Annotated in this window: 21 protein-coding genes; 12 read left to right on the forward strand and 9 right to left on the reverse strand. The window is 63.9% G+C overall.

From position 1 onward, the window contains the following. Positions 1 to 248: 248 nt before the first annotated feature. Entirely contained in the window at positions 249 to 878 is a 630-nt protein-coding gene (locus P0D89_RS24070) for a DNA-3-methyladenine glycosylase (RefSeq protein ID WP_408361944.1), read from the reverse strand. 434 nt (positions 879 to 1,312) lie between these two features. Between P0D89_RS24070 and P0D89_RS24075 the strand changes: the two genes are divergently transcribed. Both P0D89_RS24075 and P0D89_RS24080 read left to right on the forward strand, forming a co-directional pair. Further along, entirely contained in the window at positions 1,313 to 1,672 is a 360-nt protein-coding gene (locus P0D89_RS24075) for a BON domain-containing protein (RefSeq protein ID WP_408361945.1), read from the forward strand. A gap of 434 nt (positions 1,673 to 2,106) precedes the next feature. After that, the gene (locus tag P0D89_RS24080) at positions 2,107 to 3,189 is read left to right on the forward strand and encodes a calcium:cation antiporter (RefSeq protein ID WP_408361946.1); all 1,083 of its coding nucleotides are present in this window, start codon (positions 2,107 to 2,109) and stop codon (positions 3,187 to 3,189) included. A gap of 48 nt (positions 3,190 to 3,237) precedes the next feature. Here P0D89_RS24080 and P0D89_RS24085 read toward each other — a convergent pair whose 3' ends face one another. Beyond that, positions 3,238 to 4,131 (reverse strand): LysR substrate-binding domain-containing protein, encoded by an 894-nt coding sequence (locus P0D89_RS24085; protein ID WP_408361947.1) that lies wholly within the window; start codon positions 4,129 to 4,131, stop codon positions 3,238 to 3,240. Between the two features lie 548 nt (positions 4,132 to 4,679). Here P0D89_RS24085 and P0D89_RS24090 point away from each other — a divergent pair. The 7 genes from P0D89_RS24090 (at position 4,680) to P0D89_RS24120 (ending at position 11,138) form a co-directional block, all read left to right on the forward strand. Then, positions 4,680 to 5,774, forward strand: a complete 1,095-nt coding sequence (locus tag P0D89_RS24090; protein ID WP_408361948.1) for an ABC transporter substrate-binding protein — start codon at positions 4,680 to 4,682, stop codon at positions 5,772 to 5,774. Continuing rightward, positions 5,771 to 6,742 carry an ABC transporter permease gene (locus P0D89_RS24095; RefSeq protein WP_408361991.1) on the forward strand — a complete coding sequence of 324 codons (972 nt, stop codon included), beginning with the start codon at positions 5,771 to 5,773 and terminating at the stop codon, positions 6,740 to 6,742. Before P0D89_RS24090 ends, P0D89_RS24095 begins: the two co-directional genes overlap by 4 nt. Then, positions 6,739 to 7,650 carry an ABC transporter permease gene (locus tag P0D89_RS24100; RefSeq protein ID WP_408361949.1) on the forward strand — a complete coding sequence of 304 codons (912 nt, stop codon included), beginning with the start codon at positions 6,739 to 6,741 and terminating at the stop codon, positions 7,648 to 7,650. Before P0D89_RS24095 ends, P0D89_RS24100 begins: the two co-directional genes overlap by 4 nt. Before the next feature lie 57 nt (positions 7,651 to 7,707). Beyond that, positions 7,708 to 8,799: an ABC transporter ATP-binding protein gene (locus tag P0D89_RS24105; protein ID WP_408361950.1), complete on the forward strand. Its 1,092-nt coding sequence runs from the start codon at positions 7,708 to 7,710 to the stop codon at positions 8,797 to 8,799. A gap of 68 nt (positions 8,800 to 8,867) precedes the next feature. Beyond that, positions 8,868 to 9,692 carry a transporter substrate-binding domain-containing protein gene (locus P0D89_RS24110; protein ID WP_408361951.1) on the forward strand — a complete coding sequence of 275 codons (825 nt, stop codon included), beginning with the start codon at positions 8,868 to 8,870 and terminating at the stop codon, positions 9,690 to 9,692. Positions 9,693 to 9,732: 40 nt separating this feature from the next. Continuing rightward, the gene (locus P0D89_RS24115) at positions 9,733 to 10,479 is read left to right on the forward strand and encodes an amino acid ABC transporter permease (protein ID WP_408361953.1); all 747 of its coding nucleotides are present in this window, start codon (positions 9,733 to 9,735) and stop codon (positions 10,477 to 10,479) included. 2 nt (positions 10,480 to 10,481) lie between these two features. Beyond that, positions 10,482 to 11,138, forward strand: a complete 657-nt coding sequence (locus tag P0D89_RS24120) for an amino acid ABC transporter permease (protein ID WP_408361954.1) — start codon at positions 10,482 to 10,484, stop codon at positions 11,136 to 11,138. A gap of 133 nt (positions 11,139 to 11,271) precedes the next feature. Here P0D89_RS24120 and P0D89_RS24125 read toward each other — a convergent pair whose 3' ends face one another. The 3 genes from P0D89_RS24125 to P0D89_RS24135 are packed head-to-tail and all read right to left on the reverse strand — an operon-like array spanning position 11,272 to position 15,284. Next, positions 11,272 to 12,561 carry a c-type cytochrome gene (locus P0D89_RS24125; protein WP_408361955.1) on the reverse strand — a complete coding sequence of 430 codons (1,290 nt, stop codon included), beginning with the start codon at positions 12,559 to 12,561 and terminating at the stop codon, positions 11,272 to 11,274. Between the two features lie 13 nt (positions 12,562 to 12,574). Further along, positions 12,575 to 14,827, reverse strand: coding sequence for a xanthine dehydrogenase family protein molybdopterin-binding subunit (locus P0D89_RS24130; protein ID WP_408361956.1), 2,253 nt, complete (start codon positions 14,825 to 14,827; stop codon positions 12,575 to 12,577). Position 14,828: 1 nt separating this feature from the next. Beyond that, positions 14,829 to 15,284, reverse strand: coding sequence for a (2Fe-2S)-binding protein (locus tag P0D89_RS24135; RefSeq protein ID WP_408361957.1), 456 nt, complete (start codon positions 15,282 to 15,284; stop codon positions 14,829 to 14,831). A 357-nt stretch (positions 15,285 to 15,641) separates the two neighbouring features. Here P0D89_RS24135 and P0D89_RS24140 point away from each other — a divergent pair, with 357 nt between their 5' ends. Next, on the forward strand, positions 15,642 to 16,040 hold the full coding sequence (locus tag P0D89_RS24140; protein WP_408361958.1) for a hypothetical protein: 399 nt from the start codon (positions 15,642 to 15,644) through the stop codon (positions 16,038 to 16,040). Between the two features lie 403 nt (positions 16,041 to 16,443). Further along, positions 16,444 to 17,262 carry an alpha/beta fold hydrolase gene (locus P0D89_RS24145; RefSeq protein ID WP_408361959.1) on the forward strand — a complete coding sequence of 273 codons (819 nt, stop codon included), beginning with the start codon at positions 16,444 to 16,446 and terminating at the stop codon, positions 17,260 to 17,262. 17 nt (positions 17,263 to 17,279) lie between these two features. On the opposite strand, the gene P0D89_RS24150 is transcribed toward P0D89_RS24145, so the two are convergent. Together P0D89_RS24150 and P0D89_RS24155 are read right to left on the reverse strand one after the other, a co-directional pair. Beyond that, positions 17,280 to 18,338, reverse strand: coding sequence for a peptidoglycan DD-metalloendopeptidase family protein (locus P0D89_RS24150; RefSeq protein ID WP_408377374.1), 1,059 nt, complete (start codon positions 18,336 to 18,338; stop codon positions 17,280 to 17,282). Positions 18,339 to 18,948: 610 nt separating this feature from the next. After that, positions 18,949 to 19,365 carry a hypothetical protein gene (locus P0D89_RS24155; RefSeq protein WP_408235923.1) on the reverse strand — a complete coding sequence of 139 codons (417 nt, stop codon included), beginning with the start codon at positions 19,363 to 19,365 and terminating at the stop codon, positions 18,949 to 18,951. Between the two features lie 338 nt (positions 19,366 to 19,703). On the opposite strand from P0D89_RS24155, the gene P0D89_RS24160 reads away from it, so the two are divergent. Beyond that, entirely contained in the window at positions 19,704 to 20,090 is a 387-nt protein-coding gene (locus tag P0D89_RS24160) for a hypothetical protein (protein WP_408377376.1), read from the forward strand. 205 nt (positions 20,091 to 20,295) lie between these two features. Here the strand turns inward: P0D89_RS24160 and P0D89_RS24165 are convergent, their stop codons facing one another. Both P0D89_RS24165 and P0D89_RS24170 read right to left on the reverse strand, forming a co-directional pair. After that, positions 20,296 to 21,297, reverse strand: coding sequence for an aldo/keto reductase (locus P0D89_RS24165; RefSeq protein WP_408361962.1), 1,002 nt, complete (start codon positions 21,295 to 21,297; stop codon positions 20,296 to 20,298). A 169-nt stretch (positions 21,298 to 21,466) separates the two neighbouring features. Next, positions 21,467 to 22,627, reverse strand: a complete 1,161-nt coding sequence (locus P0D89_RS24170; protein WP_408361963.1) for a porin — start codon at positions 22,625 to 22,627, stop codon at positions 21,467 to 21,469. Between the last annotated feature and the right edge of the window lie 158 nt (positions 22,628 to 22,785).

A 22,785-nucleotide genomic window follows, 5' to 3' on the forward strand; every position in this document is an offset into this window, starting at 1 on the left:
AAAGTGCGAAGCGAATGGATTTAGTCTAGTCATCAGATTGCCACGGGAAAACCCTAAATTTGGCGATACATAATTGCGCGATTCGCAAAATTTGCCGGAAATTGCCAGAGCGATGCGATTTAAATTTCGCTTTACAGTAATAATTCTCGGCACCGTAACCCGATGGGTCTGATGTTTCCAAAATACCTCTGATCTGAGCGGCTTTTACCACGACGCAGGGCACTGGCGGTTGAATTTGCGCAGGTTTTTCAGGCACCGGAATGCGGCAACAGCAGCAGTTTTCGCGGGCCGCTGACGAAGGCGCTGCCCGGTTCGAAAAACCGCAGCGGCCGATGCATTTCGCGCGACAAACCGATGCGCGTCGTCACGCCGATCGGCGTGTCGCCCTGCTCGATCACGCCGATCCACAGGCCGCGCCCCGTGCAAAGATCACGGCCGTCGAATGTTTGGCCGATCCCGAACGCCATCGTCAAACGGCCCGGACCGCGCGCCAGATCGCGCAGCGGCACGCCGGGGCGCCGCGCCTCCATCAGCGACAACCCTTCGAGCGGCTCGACCGCGCGCAAAAGAATGCCAGCGCCGATCTCGTGCGCTTCCGCGGACATGTTGAGCATGTACGACAGCCCATAGGTGAGTCGCACATAGGCATGACCGGGCGCGAGAAACATCGACCCGTTATGCGGACGACGGCCGATAAACGCATGACTGGTGGAATCGCCGAGCGGGTAAGCCTCGGTTTCGACGATCCGCCCGCTCATGCGCCCTTCCGGCAGATCGTGCACGAGGTATTTGCCCACCATGAAGCGCGCCAGTGCGACCGTATCGACCGGCAAATCGTCGCGACGCAACGGCGCGATAGGAAGCAATTCATTTCGCATGCGTTTCGATCCCAATCATTGAAACTCAATCGATCAAGTTTTTAAATAAGTGCTGGCGATCAATGAGGGCAGGTTATTCCCAAAGGTTGGGAAAGGCACGCCGAAAGCGGATTAAAGTTGAGGCAGAATCTGACTCGAATAAGCAATACCACGACATCGCCCTGTTTTCATCGGTCCATTCGTTGTGTCAAAGCCTCATTTCGGGATAGCCTGGCTTCAACATGGCACTAATTGCTGTATTGTTCTCTGCGGCTGTCAGCCCAGCCTTTGCCGGGTTGCGCACGCTTGTGCACGACCCGCATCGGCATACAGATTGAAAGCTTTCGCACGGCTCGCGTTACCGTTCCATTCAGATTTGATCCCGTTTTACTCGTTGGTGTAGCAGACTGTCCCCAACCGGGGACTGCGTACTTATGACAATAGGAGAAAGTTGAATGAAAGCATTCCCGGCAATGAAGATGATCGGCGGCGCGCTGATCGTTCTGGCGTCCCTCAATGCCTATGCACAAAGCAGCGATGCTGCCGCGCCTGCAGCCGCGACGTCGGCGCCGACGGCCAAGCAGACCAAGGCGGCCAACCGCGCCTTGCAACGCAAGGTCCGCAGCGCGCTGTCGAAGACGAAGGGCGTGAGCGTGGCGAACATCACCGTGCGCGCGCGCGACGGTGACGTGACGCTGGAAGGTTCGGTGCCGGAACAATCGCAACTCGACCTCGCGACGAAAGCAGCGCAAGGCGTGCCGGGCGTGAAGTCGGTCAAGAACGCGCTGACGATTCGTGCTGAAGGCGGCCAGTAACCGGATAGCTTTGCTGTAAAGAACAGGTGGGCGCCATTGTCCGGCTGCGCGACATTGGTGCCCCCCGATCGGTGCCGAACCGGTTGGTCCGGCGCCGTACCGTGCAATTCGGCCGGCAGGACGCGCGTCCACTCGCTGCATATGCCATCCATTGCCGCCACGCGGGTCACACCAGCCGCGCAGTTCTGCGCAGGCGATCTTTCTCCACGAAACTTCTTTCCTTTGCGCCGCGACGAGCCCGCCGCCTGGGACATCATTAGTCTGTCACCAATGCAGCGCCAGAACATGGCGAAATCGCGTTCGCCGAAATCTATCCTTTATAATTTAATAAGTTACGGCTCGTTGTTGACACACTGGTTTAACAATTCGCCCGCGTCAATCCGGGGCGATGCCACAGCGTCCCAGTCCTCGACAAGCATTCAAAGGAAGCCCGCATGAGCGCACCCTCGCCCGTCCTGCCCCGCTGGACCATCGTCGCGCCGTTTATCGCGTGGATCGTGCTCGGCGCCGCGTATGCGATGCCGGGCAATGGGCTGCTGCTCGCGCTGGTCGGCGTGGCGCTATGCGCGGCGGTGTTCACTGCGGTACACCATGCGGAAGTGGTCGCGCATCGGGTCGGCGAGCCGTTCGGCACGCTGGTGCTGGCAGTGGCCGTGACCGTCATCGAAGTGGCGCTGATCGTGTCGGTGATGCTGACCGCAGGCCCCGAAAAAGCCGGCCTCGCGCGCGACACCGTGTTCGCGGCGGTGATGATCGTGTGCAACGGGCTCGTCGGTCTTTGCCTGCTGGTGGGTGGCATCCGCCATCTGGAGCAGGATTTCCAGAGCCGCGGCGCGGCCGCCTCGCTGGCCGTGCTCGCGTCCTTGTCCGTGTTGACGCTGGTCATGCCGAACTACACGACCTCCCGCGTTGGTCCGATCCTGTCGGCTTCGCAACTGGCGTTCGCCGGGATCTCGTCGCTGGTGTTGTATGGCGTGTTCGTGTTTGTGCAGACCGTGCGCCATCGCGATTACTTCCTTGCCGGCGTGCCCGACGAAGACGTACATGCCGCGCCGCCGAGCGCCGGCCTCGCACTCGTGAGCGGCGTGCTGCTGCTGGTGTGCCTCGTCGCCGTGGTGCTGCTCGCGAAGGTGCTGTCGCCGATAGTCGAAACCGCGGTGCAGAATGCGGGCGCGCCGCCGGCGGTGGTCGGGATCATCATTGCCGCGCTGGTGCTGTTGCCCGAAGGCCTTGCAGCCGTGCGCGCGGCGCGCGCCGACCGCTTGCAGAACAGCCTGAATCTCGCGCTCGGCTCGGCGCTGGCGAGTATCGGCCTGACCATTCCGACCGTCGCCGCCGTCTTCCTGTACACCGGGCAGCCGCTCGTGCTCGGCATCAACGGCAAGGAGACCGTGTTGCTGGCGCTGACGCTCGTGGTCGGCACGCTCACGCTCAGCACCGGACGCACGACGATTCTGCAAGGTGCCGTGCATCTGTCGCTGTTCGCGGCATATCTGTTCCTGTCGTTCGCGCCCTGACGCGGCGCAGGCGGCCGGCGCGCTGCCTGCCGCGCACTACGCGCCGCCCTACTCCTGCCAATGCTCCGCGATCCAGTCGCGGAACAGATTCAGCTTCTGCTGATGCGCGACTGAGTCCGGATACACGAAGTAATAGCGCCAGCCGGTCTTGAGCACCGTATCGAACGGCCGTACCAGACGCCGCGCCGCGACATCCTCGTCGATCAGCGCAAGGTCGCTGATCGCGACGCCGAAGCCCTGCAACGCGGCGTTGGTCGCCATGTCGAGCGTATCGAAGCTCGGGCCGTGTTCGGCGTCGATCGAACCGGCGTCCACGGCATCCGTCTCGCCCACCTTGGCGAGCCACATTTTCCAGTCGCGATGATCGCGCGTGGGATGCAGCAGCGTGTGGCGCGCGAGGTCCGCCACCTGCGCGAGCGGCTTGTCCTTCAGCAGATCGGGCGCGCATACCGGCGTCAGACGCTCCTCGAACAACGGCACGGTCTGCACGTCCGCACCGGGCGACGATGCGTAAATGATCGCGGCGTCGAACGGTTCGCTCTGGAAATCGACGGCGTGTTGCCAGGTCGTGGTGATCTGCACATGCAGCTCGGGATACTCGGCCTGGAAGCGCATGATTTTTGGCAGCATCCAGCGCATCACGCAGGTCGGCACCTTCAGCGCCAGATCGGTGCGCTGCCGTGTCAGACGCAACGAAATCTCCTCGATGCGGGCAAAGCTCTCCTTGACCGCGGGCAGCAGCATCTCGCCTTCGGCGGTCAGCGTCAGGCCTTTCGCGTGCCGCCTGAAGAGCGGAAACTTGTAGTAATCCTCGAGCGCGATGATCTGCCGGCTCACCGCGCCTTGCGTCAGGCACAAGTGATCGGCGGCGCGCGTAAAGCTGCGATGGCGCGCGACGGTTTCGAAAATCTGCAGCGCATTGAGCGGCGGAAGGCGTCGCATCGTGATATCCGGAATCAGAAAAAGTCATTGCGCGGGCGGCGCAGCGCGAGTCGCCAGTACGCCCGCCAGGTCCACAGGATACGCGATCCGAAATAACCGCACGAGAGGCGAATAGGCAAACCTGCATGCATTCGGCTCATGGCGCCGCCGGACGGACAGCGGTGAGCCGCCCTTTTCGCACCGGCACGGAGCAAAACGCAGTATCCGCCGCACCAGAACCGAGCTTTCCTCATGGCTCGGCGGCGATCACATCGGCGCACAAAGCATGGACGTTAACCCGTATGCGCCACGGAATGGGTGCTCCCGCCGGACGAGCGGCGTCGACGCCGCCCGTCACCCAGGCGTCGAAGCATGAGCTTACGTCATGCCGCCCATGCGCATATTTCGTTTGTTGAGGGATTTTGGCAAACCTAGAGTGCATCAACGCGCGGCACATCCGGCACTCAGCGCGCAAACCGGCGACGCACGGCAACGCAAGTCAGCGGCGCAGCGGCAGCGGTCACTCGCGAATCTCACCAGGCAACAGGCGTTCATCACAGGAGACCGCCATGCAAGAAATCAAACGGGCCCGAAGGCAGGTCATCAAGGCGATCGGTACGGCGCTGGCGGCGTCCACGTTGCCCATGCCGTTCATCAACCTGCGCGCCCAGGAGCAGAACTTCAGCGGCAAGACGCTGCGCCTCTTGACCTGGTCGGACGATACCGGCGCGGCCGCGCTGCGCAATATCGCCGCCAGCTTCACGGCCAAGACCGGCGCCAAGGTGATCGCCGATCGCGCCGACGGCACCTCCGGCATGGTCGCCAAAGTCAAGGCCGCGGGCGAGCGCCCGACCTACGACGTGATCACGCTGGCCGGCGTCGGCGCGGCGGGTCTCGGCGACGCGGGTCTGCTGATGAAGCCCGATCTCGACAAGCTGCCGAACCTCAAGGACGTCGCGCCGCAATACCGCACCGGCGCGAACGGCTTCGGTGTCGGCTATCTGCTGTGGTCGGACGGATTGATCTACAACACGGCGACGGTCAAGAACGCGCCGACGTCATATGAAGCGCTGTGGGACCCGAAGTACGCCGGCCGGTTGTTCCTGCCGCCGCCCGAATGGGCCGAAGCGGTGGACCTCGCGATCATCGCCGCGAAAATGAACGGCGGCTCGCAGCAGAACATCGAGCCGGGTTTCAAGAAGCTGATGCAGCTCAAAGACCGCGTGATGACGCTCGGCGAGAACCCGAACCAGGTGGCCGACCTGTTCCGCACCGGCTCGCTCGATATCGGCGGCATCTATTCGCCGGCCTTTTTCCCCGATCAGATCCGCAAGCCCGAGTACAAGATGGGCGTGACCTACGGGATGAAGGAAGGCTTCGCCACGCAGCTGATGTTCACCGTGATCCCCAAATCGCATCCGGGCGACAGCGACCTGATCCACGCGTTCATCAATCACTCGCTCGACGCGGGCGTGCAAGGCCGCATGGCCGCCGACGTGCTGAACGGGCCGGTCAATTCGAAGGCGGTGATTCCCGCCGCCAGCCGCGCGTTCGTGCCGAGCCCGCAGCAGATCGCCGAGAAAGCCGTGCTGCATGACGACAAGGCGCTCGCCGCCGTGCAACCGGCATGGATCAAGCGCTATACCGAGATCTTCTCGGCATGACGGCGATGCTTGCGCGCTTTTCGCGGCGTGCTTCGGCGGCGTCGGATCCGGCTTTGGAGCCGCAGGCGGAGTTGGGCGCGGGGCCCGGCACCCCGCCGGACCAGCCCGCCGCCGCCGCGCTGGCGAAGGCGCGGCCGTGGCTGCTGCTCACGCCGATCCTGCTGTTTCTCGCGTTGCTCGGCGCGGCCGCGCTGGTCGTGCTGCGCATGAGCTTCGGCACGCCGGGCAACGAGTGGCGCGGCTTCACGCTGCAAAACTACGCGGACCTGCTCGACGGCTACTTCATCAAGTCGCTGTGGCTCACGTTGCGGCTCGCGTTTCAAAGCATGATCTGCGCGGTGGTGCTGGCGATTCCAGTCGCGCTGGCCATGGCGCGCACGAAGTCGCGGCTCGCGCGCCGGCTGCTGCTCGCCGGCGTGCTGCTGCCGCTGCTCGTCAATCTGCTGCTGCAAGGCTACGGCTGGCTGATCATTCTCGGCCCGGCCGGACTGCTCAATCACGCGTTGCTCGGCAGCGGCCTCGTTGAGCGTCCGGTGATGTGGCTGTATCGCGAGCATGGCGTGTTGCTCGGCCTGATCCAGACCGCGTTTCCGCTCGCCGTGCTGCCGCTTTCGAGCGCGATGCGCGCCGTCTCGATCTCCTATGAAGAAGCCGCCGCGACGCTCGGCGCAAGCCGCTGGCAAACGCTGCGTCACGTGTTGTTGCCGCTCGCGATGCCGGGCCTCGTGTCGGGCGCGCTGCTGGTGTTCGCGTACAACGCGAGCGCATTCGCCGTGCCCTTGCTGCTCGGCGGACGGCGCGTGCCGATGCTCGCCGTGCTGGTCCACGACCAGGTCGCGCCGTTGCTCAACTGGCCGGCGGCGTCCGCATCGGGTGTCGTTTTGATGATCGCCACGCTCGCCGTCATGGCGGTTTCGCAGCGCCTCGTGCGCCGCACGCAGCGTCTTGCCGAGGAGCCCCACGCATGAGCACGCCGCTTTCCACCCCGCGTTTGCCTGGGCAGTCGCCGCGCTCGCCACGTCTGCCGCGTTTTCCGTTCGTGCCGCGTCTGTCGAATACCATGCCCGGCCAGCTCGGCCGCGCTACCGCGCTCCTCGCTGCGATCGTGCTGTTCCTCGCCGCGCTGCCCATCCTTACGATGATCACGATGTCGTTCAGCGCGGCCGACACGCTCGAATTTCCGCCGCACGCGTACAGCCTGCATTGGTATCGCGCCGCGTGGCACAGCTTCGTGTCGCCGGATGCGAGCGACTCGCTGTCGATGGGCGCCGCGTTGACCACGAGCCTCGTCGTCGCGCTCTCGACGATGCTGATCGCCACGCTCGTCTCGGTGCCCGCCGCCTACGCGCTGAGCCGCTACCGCTTTCGCGGCAAGCCCGCGGTGGAACAACTGGTCGCGCTGCCGCTCGTCTATCCGCTGGTGATGCTCGGCCTGTCGCTGCTGCTGGTGTTCAACGTGCTGCCGGTCGAACTCGGCGTGTTCCGCCTGATCATCGCGCATGTGATTCTGGCGCTGCCGTTCACGGTGAAAAATTGCGCGGCCTCGGTCGCGTCCATCGGCCCGGAGTTCGAGGAAGCCGCCTGCGTGATGGGCGCGAGCCCCGGCCGCGCGTTAGTCGACGTGATCCTGCCGCTGATGCGCCCCGGCATTCTCGCCGGCATGCTGTTCGCGTTCATCGTGTCGTTCAACGAGTTCACCGTGACCTTCTTCCTGTACGGCATCGATACGATGACGCTGCCGGTGTGGCTCTACAGCCGCACGGTGTCCTCGCTCGATCCGACCGTGTTCTGTTTCGCCGTCGTCATCGTCGTGATCGACTTCGCGCTGATCTGGCTGCTCGAAAAGCTGATCGGTGACGAAGGGGTCGCACTTTGAGCGCGCCGCTCATTCCACCCGCCGCGCGCGCATGACGTCACTTTGCTGGAGCATCCGATGACCCATCTGACCTTGCAGGCCGTGACCCGCCGCTTCGGCGCGGCGCATGCCGTCGACAACGTTGATCTGAGCGTGCCCGACGGCAAGCTGGTGTGCTTTCTCGGCCCGTCCGGCTGCGGCAAGACCACGCTGCTGCGGATGATCGCCGGCCTCGAAACGCCGAGTTCGGGCAGCATCCATTTCGCGGGCCGCGATATCACGCGCTTGCCGGCCAATCAGCGCGACTTCGGCATGGTGTTCCAGTCGCTCGCGCTGTTTCCGCACATGACGGTCGCGCAGAACGTCGCGTATCCGCTGAAGCTGCGCAAGACCCCGAAAGAGCAGCAGACGCGCCGCGTCGCCGAACTGCTGGAGCTTATCCAGTTGCCGCATATGGCGAACCGGCCCGTCACGCAACTCTCGGGCGGCCAGCGCCAGCGCGTGGCGATTGCGCGCGCGATCGCGTCGCAGCCGAAACTGCTGCTGCTCGACGAGCCGCTCTCCGCGCTCGACGCCAAGCTGCGCGAAGCGATGCAGGTGGAAATCCGTCTGCTGCAACAACGGCTCGGCATCACGACGATCATGGTCACGCACGATCAGCGCGAAGCGATGACGATGGCCGATGAAATCGTCGTGATGGAGAAAGGCCGCATCGCGCAGGTCGGCAAGCCGCTCGACATCTATCGCGATCCGGTCAGCGAGTTCGTTGCCGACTTCATCGGCCTCGGCAATATCCTGCCCGTCACGTACGATGGCGGTGGCGGCGTGAGCTTGCCGGGCGGCCGGCGCATCGCGCTCGCGCAGAGCGCGCGCGTGCCGGAGTCCAGCACCGCGATCCGCTTGCTGATCCGGCCGGAAGACATCTGCGTAAGGACGGCATCGACAGCGTCGGCCGCCGGCGACGCCGACGGAGCGAACCGGCTCGCCGGCACCGTCACGTTCATTCGCGACGTGGGCGCGTCGCTCGAAGCGACGATCGACTGCGCGGGCTTCACGTTGACCGCCGCGACCACGCCGCGCGAAACGCCGGGGCTCACGCTCGGCATGCCGGTGCTCGCGGAGTTGCCGCCGCACGCGTGCAAGCTGATTGCGGCGCGTTCCACGCATTGAGCGCGCCCGCCGTGATTGCACTTACCGCAACCCATACCAATACCTACGCTTTCGACAGAGGACACATCATGAATCAGCGCCCCGTTGCTCACTCGCAGACCCGCCGCGTGTTCGCCACGCTCGCCGCCGCGCTCGCCTTCACCGGCGCCGGCGCACTATGCGCGTTGCCGTCGGCCGCGCATGCCGATGCGCTCGACAACATCGCGAAGTCGGGCACGGTGCGCATCGGCGTATTCGAGGACTATCCGCCGTTCGGCTCGATCGGTCCGGACATGAAGCCAATGGGCTACGACATCGACGTCGCCAACCTGATCGGCAAGACGCTCAACGCGAAGGTCGAACTCGTGCAGGTCACGGGCGACAACCGCATGGCCTACCTCGCCGACCACAAGGCGGACATGCTGCTGTCGGTCGGCCAGACGCCGGAGCGCGAAAAGGTGATTGACTTCTCGCTGCCTTACGCGCCCTACTACCTCGCCGTGTTCGGCCCGAAGTCGCTACAGTTGAAGAACGCCGCCGACCTCGCCGGCAAGTCGATCTCAGTCGCGCGCGGCACGCTGGAAGACCTGAGCGTGACGAAGATCGCGCCGCCCTCCGCCAACATCAAACGTTTCGACGATCCGAACGGCGCAATTTCGGCGTTTCTTTCTGGTCAGGTACAGTTGATGGTAGTCGGCAACGACGTCGGCGCCACGATTCTCGCGCGTCATCCGGCGAACGATCCGGAGCAGAAGTTCTCGCTGTTCAGCTCACCGGATCACGTTGGCCTGAACAAGAACGAGCCGCGCCTGAAACAGAAAGTCGACGAAACGATTGCCAAGGCCCGCAAGGACGGCACGATGAACGCGATCTCGCAGAAATGGCTGCGCGCGCCGCTGCCGGCCGACCTTTAAATTTTTGCGCGGAGTTTGACCTCACGATGAGCGCGACGCCATGACCTATGCGTTCGATTTCAGCGGCTTCGGCCTCTATGCGGGGATGCTCGTGCACGGCGCCGCCGTGACTCTCGGGCTTACCGCGCTCTCCACGGTGCTCGGCGGCCTCGTCGGGATCGGCGGCGCGAGCATCGCGGTGGCTGGGCCGAAATGGGCGCGCTGGATCGTGGCGAGTTACGTGGAGCTGATCCGCAATACGCCGTTCATCGTGCAGCTGTTCTTCGTGTTCTTCGGCTTGCCGAGCCTCGGCATCCATATCGACGAAATCCAGGCCGCGATTCTCGCGATGACCGTCAATCTCGGCGCGTACGCGATCGAGATCGTGCGCGCCGGCATCGATTCGATTCCGCGCGGCCAGGTCCAGGCGGCGCAGGCGCTCGGTCTGCATGGACGGCAGGTGTTCCGCCACGTCGTGCTGCCGCAGGCGATCGCCAATGTGTTTCCCGCGCTGCTCAGCCAGGTGCTGATCGTGATGCTCGGCTCGGCGGTGGTGTCGCAGATCTCGGTGCCCGATCTGACCTATGCGGCCAACTTCATCCAGTCGCGCAACTTCCGCTCGTTCGAGAGTTACTTGATCATCACCGCGACCTATTTGCTGATGTCGATCGTGTTGCGACAGATCCTCAACCGCTTCGGACGGGGTCTGTTCGCGGGGCGTGTCGCGCGCGGCAACGACAGCGCGCCGCGTAGCTGGCGCAGCCGCCTGATGTGGCGCGGCGCGCGCACTCTGCCGACGGAGCGTTGATCATGATCGAATTCACGCTGTGGGATATCGCCCGCAATCTGTTGCTCGCCGCCCGCTGGACGGTGTTGCTGTCGTTGATCGCGTTCGTCGGGGGCGGTGTGGTGGGGCTGTTGCTGCTCGTGATGCGCGTGTCGCCGGTTGCGTGGCTGCGCCGCATCGTCGTGCTGTATGTGGAAGTGTTTCAGGGCACGCCGCTCCTGATGCAGCTGTTTCTCGCATTCTTCGGCTTGCCGTTGCTCGGCGTGGACGTGTCGCCGTGGGTCGCGGCGACCGTCACGCTGACGCTTTATACGAGCGCGTACCTGGTGGACATCTGGCGCGGCTGCGTCGAAGCGGTGCCGAGCGGTCAGTGGGCCGCGGGCGCGAGTCTCGGCATGACGTTCAGCCAGCAGTTGCGCTACATCGTGTGGCCGCAGGCGCTGAAGATCGCCGTCGCGCCGACGGTCGGCTTTCTCGTGCAGGTGGTGAAAAGCACGGCGCTCGCGTCGATCATCGGCTTCACCGAACTGACCAAGACCGGCACGATGATCACCAACGCCGCATTCCGTCCGTTTCCGATCTATGGGATGGTCGCGATGATCTACTTCGCGATGTGCTTCCCGTTGACGTGGTATGCGCGAGTGCTCGAAAAGCGGCAGAAGGTCGGGCAGCGTCGTTGAAGACTTGGCGTGCGCGAGTCGTCCTCAGCACGCGCATCTGTGAAAAAAACGGCAACCGTGTTGTGCACGGTTGCCGTTTTTTTGCGCTTGCTTTTGCGCTTTTTTGCACTGCTCGACAGCGCCGCGCTAACGCCTAACGCGCCGCCTGCGTCGACTTGCGCAGCTTCGCCACTTCAGCCGCCGTCACCGCGGGCGCGCCGTTGTTCCAGCCGGCCCGCACGAACGTGAGCACATCGGCGATCTGCTGGTCGTCGAGCACCGGCGCGAACTTCGGCATCGGGTAAGGCGCGGGTACACCGCCGACCACGAGGTCCTCGGTGCCGTTCAGCGTGACGTTGACCAACGACGACGCGTCCTTGTCCAGCACGTTCGGATTGCCGGCCAACGGCGCCAACATCGGCGCAAAGCCACGGCCGTCGACGCCGTGACAGTGCATGCAATACGCCGTATAGACACGCGCGCCGGCATCGTTCGCGGGGCGGTTCAACGACACTCTGGTCGCCTGCGGATCGAACGTATAAGGCGGTGCGCCGCTGCCCCCCGCCGGCGGCAATGACTTCAGATAAGTCGTCATCGCCGCGCTGTCGGCGTCGCTCATGTGCTGCGTGCTGTTGTTGATCACGCTGGTCATCGAGCCGAACGCCGACGCATGGCGATTCGCGCCGGTCTTCAGGAACGCCTGCAAGTCCTGATCGTTCCAGCGACCCAACCCGACGTTGTGCGCGCCAGTCAGATTCGCCGCGAACCACCCGTCGAGCAGGCCGCCGGTGAGGAACTCGCTGCCGCGTTCATCGAGCGCCTTCTCCTGGAACGCGATGCCGCGCGGCGTATGGCATGACCCGCAGTGCCCGAGCCCCTGAATCAGATATGCACCGCGATTCCATGCGGCATCCTTGCCCGGCTTGTCCTGATATGCGCCCTTTTCCAGGAACGCCATGTTCCAGAACTTCAGCGGCCAGCGCATGTTCAACGGCCATTTGATGTCCGGCTCGCGGTTCGCCTGCTGCACCGGCGCGACGCCGCTGATAAAGAACGCGTACAGCGCCTTCATGTCGTCGTCGTTGATTTTCGCGTAGGACGTATACGGCATCGCCGGGTACAGGTTGTGGCCGTCTTTCGCGACGCCTTCGCGCATCGCCCGCGCAAAGTCCTGTTCCGTGTAGCTGCCGATGCCGGTGCGCGGATCGGGCGTGATGTTGGTGGTGTAGATCTGGCCCATCGGCGTATTCATCGGCAGGCCGCCCGCGAACGGCTTGCCCTTGGGCGCCGTGTGACAGGCGACGCAATCGCCGAGCTTCGCCAGATACGCGCCGCGCTGCGCCAGCGCCTGGTCGGCCGGAGCGGCCGCATGAGCCGGCGCCTGCCCGATGAACGGCAGCGCCACGCACAATGCCGCGCCGAGACCCTTCAGTGTGTTTTTCATGTCCGGGCTCCCGTCACGCGGTTTTCAACTGGCTGCCGACCGGCAATTGCCGCAGCCGCTTGCCGGTGGCCGCGTAGATCGCGTTGGTCAACGCGGGCGCAAGCGCCGCCGTGCCTGGTTCGCCGATGCCGCCGGGCGCCTCGCTGCTCTTCACGATATGCACGTCGATCGGCGGCGTCTGATTGATGCGCAGCATCCGGTAGTCCGTGAAATTGTTCTGCTGGACGCGGCCGTCCTTGATCGTGATCTCGTTATACAGCGCGGCCGTGATGCCGAAGATGATGCCGCCTTGCACCTGCGCTTCGATCGTGTTCGGATTGACCACCATTCCGCAGTCCACCGCGCACACGACGCGCTTGACCGCGACCTCGCCCTGATCGACCGCGACGTCGACGACGATCGCGAAGAAGCTGCCGAATGCGTGCATCACCGATACGCCGCGTCCTTGTCCCTTCGGCAACGCGCTGCCCCAGTTCCCGGCCTGCGTGGCGGTGTTCAGCACATTGAGCGCGCGCGGGGTTTTGCCCAGCAGATCCTGCCGGTATTTGACCGGATCGATTTTCGCCTGCGCGGCGAGTTCGTCGACGAAGCTCTCCACCACGAAGGTGCCGCGCGTCGGCCCCACGCCGCGCCAGAATGCGGTGGGCACCGCGTGCGGTTCCTGGCGCACGTAGTCGATCAACTGGTTCGGCAGGTCGTACGGCAGGTCCGAGGCCACTTCCACGGCGTCGGGATCGAGCCCGTTCTTGAACGCGGGCGGCGCGAAGCGCGCCAGGATCGACGAACCGACAATCCGATGCTGCCACGCGACCGGCTTGCCGTTCGCGTCGAGCCCGGCGGAAATCTTGTCGTAGTAGTACGGCCGGTACATGTCGTGCTGGATGTCTTCCTCGCGCGTCCACACCACTTTCACGGGCGTCGACACCTGTTTGCCGACCTTGACCGCCTGCGTGACCATGTCGAACTCGAGCCGCCTTCCAAAGCCGCCGCCGATCAGATGGTTATGCACGACGATCTTGTCGGCGGGGAGGCCCGTGACCGCGACCGCGGCATCCACCACGCGCGTCGGCACTTGCGAGCCGAGCCAGACGTCGCAGCCGTCGGCGCGCACGTGCACCGTGCAGTTGACCGGCTCCATCGTCGCGTGCGCGAGGAACGGCTGCTGATACACCGCGTCGACGCGCGACTTCGCGTTGGCAAACGCATGGCCAACGTCGCCGTCCTTGCGCGCGACCGCGCCGTTGCGCTCTGAAGCATGGGCGAGATCGTCGACGATCTGCTGCATCGAGATCTTCGCGCCCGCGCCTTCGTTCCACTTGATGTCGAGTGCCTGCACGCCGCGCTTCGCGGCCCACGTGTGGTCGCCGATCACCGCGACCGCGTTGTCGAGCTTGACGACCTGGCGCACGCCGGGGATCTTCTTCGCGTTGGTATCGTCGACGCTCGCGAGTGTGCCGCCGAACACCGGGCAATTCGCGATCGCCGCGTAGACCATGCCGGGCACGCGCACGTCCAGCCCGAACAGCGCGGTGCCGTCCACTTTCTCCGGCGAATCGAGGCGCTTCACCGGCGTGCCGATCAATTTGAAATCTTTTGGATCTTTCAGCGGCACGTTCTGCGGCGGGGGCAGCGTGGCCGCGGCCTCGACGAGTTGACCATAGCCGATGCTGCGATTGCTGGCCGCGTGTATCACCTGCCCGCCCTGCGCATGACAGCTCGCCGGATCGACCTGCCATTGCTGCGCGGCCGCGTTGATCAGCATGATGCGAGCGGTAGCGCCGGCGCGGCGCATCGGCTCCCAGGCAAAGCGGATCGATGTCGACCCGCCGGTCAGCTGCCCGCCGAGCAGCGGGTCCATGAAGAGCTTTTCGTTGGGCGGCGCGTGATCGAGCGTGACCGCGTCGAGCGGCACTTCGAGCTCTTCGGCGATCAGCATCGGGATCGACGTATAGACGCCCTGGCCCATCTCGACTTTCGGAATCACCAGCGTGACCTTGGCCGCGGTGTCGATCTGGATGAACGCGTTCGGCGCGAACACGCCGCTTTGCGGCGCTTCGACCGCGTCGCCGCCGATCACCGATTTGCCGGTCTTCTGATCCTGGCTCGCGGCCGGCATGCTGAAGCCGAGCAGCAAGCCGCCGCCGGCTGCCGCGCCGACCGTCACGCTGAATTTCAGAAAGGTGCGGCGCGACAGCCCGCCTTTGCCGCCTGCGCCCTGTTTAACCGGCTGCGCGCCGTTCTGTGCATCGAGCAATCCCTGGGACATGTCAGACTCCCTTCGCGGCTTGCCTGATCGCCGCGCGAATCCGGTTGTACGTCCCACAGCGGCAGATGTTGCCGGCCATCGCGGCGTCGATATCCGCATCGGTAGGATTGGGATTGCTAGCGAGCAGCGATGCCGCCGACATCACCTGTCCGGACTGACAGTAGCCGCATTGCACGACATCCAGTTCGCGCCATGCCTGCTGCACCTTCTGCCCCGCGGGCGTGCTGCCGACCGCTTCGATCGTGATGACTTTCCGGTCGCCGACCGCCGCCGCCGGGAACACGCACGAGCGCACCGCGACGCCATCGAGATGCACGGTGCATGCGCCGCATTGAGCGATGCCGCAACCGAACTTGGTGCCGGTCAGGCCGACGAGATCGCGCAAGACCCACAACAGGGGCATGTCGGGCGGCGCGTCGACGGTATGGGTCTGACCGTTGATGTTGAGCGTTGTCATAAGCGGCTCCGGGTGGGGATTTATTGTTGGTGAGGCTGTTTAGACAGAGCAGTCGAACAGAAACGCAAAGACTCGCGGTGCTTGTTCGACTCGGCAAACTAATCCGCGCTGCGTTTGCACTGCGGCTGCAACGGCGGATGATGCGCGGCGTGCATGTGCTGAAGGTGACCGGCAAATTGTAGCCGTGGAAAAAGAAGTTTGCCGTGAGGGCGCGCGCGGGCGGTTCGCGCGAGACACGCAGTCGGAGCCAGCCTCACGCGAGGTCCAAACGGAATTCGATTCATGCGTTACCATCGCCGCATCAACGCGAGCCGATTGCCGGCTCGACCCGGCCAGCCACTCCGAAGGAGCAGCACGATGAACGACCAGCAATGCACTCAATTTCTGTCGGACATTCGCAGACCGTTGCTGGCGCTGCACAAGGCCATCCTCGATCACGAACGCGCGATGTATGAAAAAGAGTTCGGTCCGGTGACGCCCGCCGCCTTTTTGCAGGTGCTGATCAACGGTTCCGGGTTCCGCTGGCTCACGCCGCTTTCGACGGTTATTGCGAGCGTCGACGAAATTCTCGACGACAAGGAAGCCGACGCCGCCGACCGGTTCGCCGCAGCCGAAGCCGTCACGGGTCTGTTCTCGCCCGACCTGCCGAACAATATGTTTCTGCCGCGCTATCTGCCGTTGTTGCAGGCCGACCCGGCGATCCTGCATCAGCATGGCCAGGTGTCGCAACTGTTGCGCGGCGTTCAGACGAAGTAAGTGGCGAGCGCGGCGGTGCATCGCGCGGCAGCGCTTGCGCCGCCTGCTCCCGGATTTCCTCACCGTTCAGAACGCACGATTCTGAGCGACCTGGCACCGCCCTTCAAACACCGCACTCGCTTGCGGTCGATCGATTACCAGGCTTGTCTACGGTAGACGACACAAAAAGCACCTTATTTCAGGTCAATTTATCTTCGACTCGTAACAGTGCGGGTTGCGCGCGCCATTGAGCAGCGCATTCAATCGCCCCGTTTCCGAATTTGCCTGGTTTTGCTGACTAAAACAAAGGTGAGCTTCTGCGGGAGATGTCGAATGCCGGTTGAACGCCGCCTACGAGAAGTCGCGCAGCACGCAACGCGCAGCCCTGCTAAGGTAAGGGGACCTCGTTGCGACGCTCACCGCCATGCAAAGCTGGCCGCTCCCCGAAAGCTATACATTCCGCGATCAAACCGTGCGCTACCACGTGACCGGCAACGGTCCGCCGCTGGTGCTGGTTCACGGCACACCGTTCTCTTCGTACGTGTGGCATCGGATCGCCGCGCATCTCGCGCCGGTGCGCACCGTGTATTACTACGACCTGCTCGGCTACGGCCAGTCGGAGCAGCGAGACGGACAGGACGTTTCGCTCGGCATTCAGAATGTGTTGCTCGCGGAACTGCTAGCGCACTGGAAGCTGGCGAGCCCGGACGTCATTGCGCATGACTTCGGCGGCGCGACGTCGTTACGCGCGCATCTGCTCAACGGCTGCGAGTACCGCAGTCTCACGCTGATCGATCCGGTGGCGCTCGCCCCGTGGGGCTCGCCATTCGTGCGGCATGTGCGCGAACACGGCGACGCGTTCGCCGGACTGCCGCCTTATATTCACGACGCTGTGGTGAAAGCGTACGTGCGCGGCGCGATCGCCCGCGAGATTCCGGATGCCGAGCTTGCGCCCTACGTGACACCCTGGCTTGGCGCCACCGGACAAGCCGCGTTCTACCGGCAGATCGCGCAGATGGACCAGCGCTACACCGACGAGGTTCAGGCGCGCTATCCGCACCTGCGCTGCCCGGTGCAGATTTTGTGGGGCGAACAGGATCAGTGGATTCCGCTCGAACGCGGCCGGGAACTGGCTGCCGCGATTCCCGCAGCGCGCTTTCAGGCGGTGCCGGGCGCCGGTCATCTGATGCAGGAAGATGCGCCGGAGGCGATTGTCGCCGCGGCGCTGCAGTGGTTCGATTGACGGTGGAAGGTGCGTGACTAGCCGCGCCCTTGCGGCAGATACGGCATCGGATCGATCGGCTTGCCGTCGTGGCGCAGCTCGAAGCCCACGGACACGCGCGAGTTGTTTTCGTCGCCCATCTCCGCGATCTGCTGTCCTTGCCGAACGATGTCGCCGATCTTCACCAACAGCTTGCGGTTATGCGAGTAGGCAGTCAGAAAGTCCTTGTTGTGCTGGACGATGATCAGACTGCCATAGCTGTTCAGACCCGTGCCGGCGTACATCACCTTGCCGTCGGCGGCGGCCCGCACCGGATCGCCCGGCTTGCCGCCGATTTCGATGCCGCGCGTTTCGCCCGGCTGGAATGCTTCGACCACGCGACCGCCCGCGGGCCACGCCAGCGCGACGCGGTTCGCATGCCGCATGGTCTGCTGCGTGACTTCGCGCGCCTCTTCGGCCGTAGGCCTTGCCGCAGCGGGTTGTGCCGGGAGCGCCGCCGCTGCCGATGAGGATGACGCCTGCTGCGCCGCGAGCGAAGCGGCCGGCGCGGAAACCGCCGCTGCCCCGGCGTTGGCTGTGTTGGCTGTGTTGGCTGTGTTGGCTGTGTTGGCTGTGTTGGCTGTGTTGGCTGTGTTGGCTGTGTTGGCTGTGTTGGCTGTGTTGGCTGTGTTGGCTGCGGCCGCCGCATTGGCTGCATTCACCGCCCGCACCGTTTCCGGCGACGCCACATGCAGCACTTGCCCCAACTTCAGCCGCGACGATCCCTTCAATCCATTCCATGCCTGCAACTGTTTGACGCTGCAATGATGATGCTGCGCGATACGCGCCAGCGTGTCGCCACGTTTGACGCGATAGACGAGCGGCGGCGCTTTCCTGAGCGGCGTGCCTTCGTCGGCGCCGATCGACAACTGCTTTCCCGCCGACGCGTTATCGGCAACCGACGCGGCTGTCGCCGGCACGCCGGAAGCAGCCACCGGACTCGCTGCCGCGCCACTCTGCGCGTCCTGCTGCCCCACGTTCGCACAACCGCTCATCGCCAGCGCGACCCACACGCCGGTCAGACTGGCCATCATCGTTCTGTCGAAACGCTTTCCCATCTTTGTCCGACTCCTGCGTTATTCATGGGCGGGCCGGATGCCGCGATGTCGCGTGCGAGTCGCGCGATGACGCCGCGCGGACTCCTTCGACACGGCGAGGCCGCCTCGTGCAGCGCTCACCCGATTCCCTGCCGACTACTCCAACCCTTAGCACTTGCCGGATGCCCGGCGCCCGGCGTTTCGCGACCAGCCGGACTTCAGCAAAAAGAGCCCGATTGCCGATTAAAAATTCAGCGGAATTGTAAAGTGCGTTTTACTGAAAACGCGCCGCCTCACACACTCTGATACAAATCTTGCGCATGCACGCAAACATCGTTGCAAATGCAACGTGTACGAGTCGCGCAGGCCCCGATTAGAGGCCTGGTGCGCGCCTCCTGGCGTCGTCGTCTGATCGCATGGAAATGCGCGCGGTCGAGTCGCGCGTGGTCCGCACAAGTTCGTCTGAGCGTGTGCATGCGCGAACATCGCGAACGGACGATACCGGTTGCTTTAACGGCAGACTGGCGCCGGAACTTGAATGACGTTTATCGCAAGCAACGGCCAGCGGTCGGCGGACAGCCGGCGGGCCTGGCCGACGCGCTTGCGGCTGCGCGCGTCGGCCAGACGCGCCCTAGCTGTAGTACTGCCCCTCGTACTTCACATAGCCCACCGGATGATGGGTGAAGTGCAGCACTGGCAGAACGGGATTGGAATTGTCGGCGGTGGGATAGGCGCTGGCTTCGGGAATGTACTCGCCTTGCGCCTCGATCGGCTGCCCTGCCTGGAGGCCGGGGATTTCCTGCGCGAGTCCTTCGTTGTCGCCGAAACGCACGGCGACGAATACCTCGGTGCCCACCAGGTTCTGCGTGCCGCCTTCGAACTTCAGCACCTTGTCGATCTTGATGACGAAGTGCTGATGATTGGCGCCGTGGTGGTTTTCCGGGCCCGCGAACACTTTGCTGATCGTGCCTTGCACACAGGCGAGCGGTGCGCCCAGCGAATGAACGTAACGATGATGCGGAAGAATCTGCGTCGCGCGATTGTTCATGAAGTCTCCGTGAAAAGAAGCGTGGCTTACTTACGTCGCCCACTTACGGCGAATTACTTACGGCGAACCCAACGCGCGACGCCGGCCGGCGACAGCGCGATATCGTTTGAGCGAGCCATCGCATCGGAGTTCAGTGCGTGAATTCAGTGAGCAGGACAAGCAGCGCACGCGCTGGGCGAGCTGGCGCGAACGCCACGCTTTCAGAAACCTTCGCACTCATCTTTCGGATAGGTCTGATTCGTTGCGGAGCTCAAACAAAATATGCTTGCGGGTCTTTTTGAAGTCTGCCGGGATCAGGTTCTCCGCATTGCCGGCGCATCGAATGGAAGCCCTTTCCATTGGCATATTTTTTTGCCTCATCGGCCAGAAAAGCGATGAAGGCAGTTGAGGTTCAAGTGGATTCTCTTGGTTCAGCAAGCAGGTTCATAGGCGGATTTTTATTCGGCGCTTTGGTCACCGCGTTCGTCATGGTACTGCTGTGCAATGCCGGCGAATTTTGCCCTTTCATCGCAAGGCTGAGTGCGCTGCAACAGGTCGTCGCAACCGCGCTCGTTTCTTTCGTCATGGTCGATGCAAAACCCCTGGCCTACAAGACCATCTGGCGCGAGCGCCGCTGCAGCTTCGTGCTCGACGAGGACCTGAGCGCCACGTTGCGCGGCAGAACGACCGGCATTCCGGCCGGTGTGATAGTCGGCATTCTGGTTCAGAACTTCGTGGTGAACTGAGCCCGGAGACTGCGAGCCGATGCCGGTGCCATTGCTCGCACCTGTGCTTGTGCCGGTGCCTGCGCCTGCATTGCCGATGCTTGCCGATACCTATGAACCGCAAAGCGCGCGCCTTCGCGAAAACCGTTCACTCTGCGCGCGCATAAGTTCACCACCTGATTGCTGCAACCGGCTACGCGTCAAAACTGGCCACGCAACGGCTCGCTCAATGCCCGTCGTGCTCGCTGTCCAGATGCGCCATCTGCACTTCGTTGTAGCGCGTGCCGGCCACGGCATCCGGCGGAATCGCCGCTTCGATGCGCGCAAGCTCCTCGGCGCTCAACGCCAGTTCGGCAGCGGCCAGCGCATCGGTCAACTGCGCGCGGCGACGCGCGCCGACCAGCGGCACGATGTCCTCGCCACGTGAGAACGCCCACGCAATCGCAAGTTGCGCCGGGTTGGTGCCCCGCGCATCGGCAATCGAACGCAGCGTGTCGACCAGCGCGAGGTTGCGTTCGAGATTCTCGCCCTGGAACCGCGGGCTGACGCTGCGGAAATCTTTCTGCGCGCCACGCTCTTTCGACCACGTGCCGCTCAACAAGCCACGCGACAGCACGCCGTAAGCCGTCACGCCAATGCCGAGTTCGCGGCACACTGGCAAGATCCCGGCTTCGATGCCGCGCGACATCAACGAGTATTCGATCTGCAGATCGGCGATCGGCGCGACCGCCTGCGCGCGGCGCAGCGTCTGCACGCCCACTTCCGACAGCCCGATCTGCCGCACGTAGCCCGCCTTCACGAGATCAGCGATCGCACCGACGGTCTCTTCGATCGGCACCGCCGGATCGAGCCGAGCGGGCCGGTAGATATCGATGTAATCAGTGCCAAGCCGCCGCAGCGTATAAGCGAGGAAATTACGCACCGCCACCGGCCGCGTATCCAGGCCGATCCAGCCGCCCGCCGGATCGCGCAGCCCGCCGAATTTCACGCTGATCACTACGTTCTCGCGCTGGCGTCCTTGCAGTGCGTCGCGGATCAGCATTTCGTTGTGGCCCATCCCGTAGAAGTCACCGGTGTCGAGCAGCGTGATGCCGGCGTGGAGCGCCATATGAATCGTGGCAATGCTTTCGTCGCGGTCGGCCGGTCCGTAGAGATCGGACATGCCCATGCAACCGAGGCCGATCGCGGAAACTCGCGGGCCCTGGCGGCCCAGTTGACGTGTATTCATGGAGTGCATTCCCAAGGTCGTTGGATCGCGTCGAGGAAGGTGCGGGACAGGCCACGCCCGAACAGCATTCTGCGCCTCGCGGGTGCGGGAAGAAAGTCGTTCGGTCGGCCGGATTCGCGAGCGCGTGCCGCAATGGATTGCGGCAATGAACCGCCGCTGGGCAGCGCGCCTAGAACTTATGCCGGATCGCCGCGCGCACCACGACCTGTTTGTTTGTCGACGACGGCGCCTGGGTGCCGGGGATGAACGCGAAGTCGAGAATCGAGAAGGTCTGGTCGCCCGTCACCTGCTGATATTCGCCCTGAATATAGACGTCGGTGCGCTTGGACAGGTTGTAGTCCGCCATCAGGCCGAACGAGTGGATGTGCGGCTTCACGCCGCCGCTCGAAGCATCGTAGGTCTCCATCGTGTACACGTACTGCGCGCCGACGAACAGCACCGGCGAAATCTGGTATTTGCCGTTGACCTCGAAGTTCTGGTACTTCAGCGAGTTCAGCAGCACGCCTGGCGGCACGAGCGGCGTGGTGCCGAGGTAGCCGTTGCCGATCGGGTTCAGATAGTTCGAGTTGCTGTAGACGAAGCCCGCCGTCGCCGGGCCGAAGGTGTACGTGATGCCGCCGCCGAACACACGCATGCGCGCGGCGATGAAACCGGCGTCGTTCGCGGTGATCGCTCCGTTCGCGCCGTTGCCGGGATTGTCGGCCTGTAGATACGCGGCGGCCACCAGCAAGCCGGCGTACGCGTACTGGCCGCCAATGCTGTACGCGCGATTGTTCGCGAAGCCGGTGGCGTTGCTGAAGCTGTAGGTGCCGCCGAACTGGAAGCCGGCGATCGATGGGCTGGTGTACTTGACCGTGTTGTCGAGGCGGAACGTGTTGTCGGTGTTGTCGTTGTCGAGAGGGTGAGAGAACAACGTACCGGCCCAGTTGCCGTTGGCCGTGGTCTGTGCCAGATAGTCGACCACCGAATCGTACTGGCGGCCGAAAGTCAGCGTGCCATACGGCTCCGAACTCAAGCCGACGAACGCCTGCCGGCCGAACATCCGGCCACCCTGCGCGAGCCGCCCCGAATTGAGATCGAAACCGTTCTCGAGCTGGAAGATCGCTTTCAGGCCGCCGCCGAGTTCCTCGTCGCCTCTGAGGCCCCAGCGGCTGCCTTGCGCAAAACCGCTCGCCAGTTCGTACACATGGCCGCGGCCGACGTTATTCGTGTAGTTGATCCCTTCGTCGATCACGCCATACAGCGTGACGCTCGTCTGCGCGTTAGCGGGTGTGGCAAAAGTGGCAGACACAGCGGTGGAGACAGCCAGCGCGAACACTTGCTTGTTCATGAAGATCTCCCTGCACTCGAGTAATGGGACAACTCGATCTGGCCGCTTTGCTTTTCGCTTCTTTGTGCTTCGTTTTGCTTCTTTTTTGCTTCTTCGCTTCTCTGCTCTTTCCCGGCGCTTCGGCAGGCCGGTCTCGATCCCGCCGCGCTTTAGGAAAT

Origin of the sequence: Paraburkholderia sp. RL18-085-BIA-A, from assembly GCF_046027075.1 — a bacterium.
Lineage (GTDB): Bacteria > Pseudomonadota > Gammaproteobacteria > Burkholderiales > Burkholderiaceae > Paraburkholderia.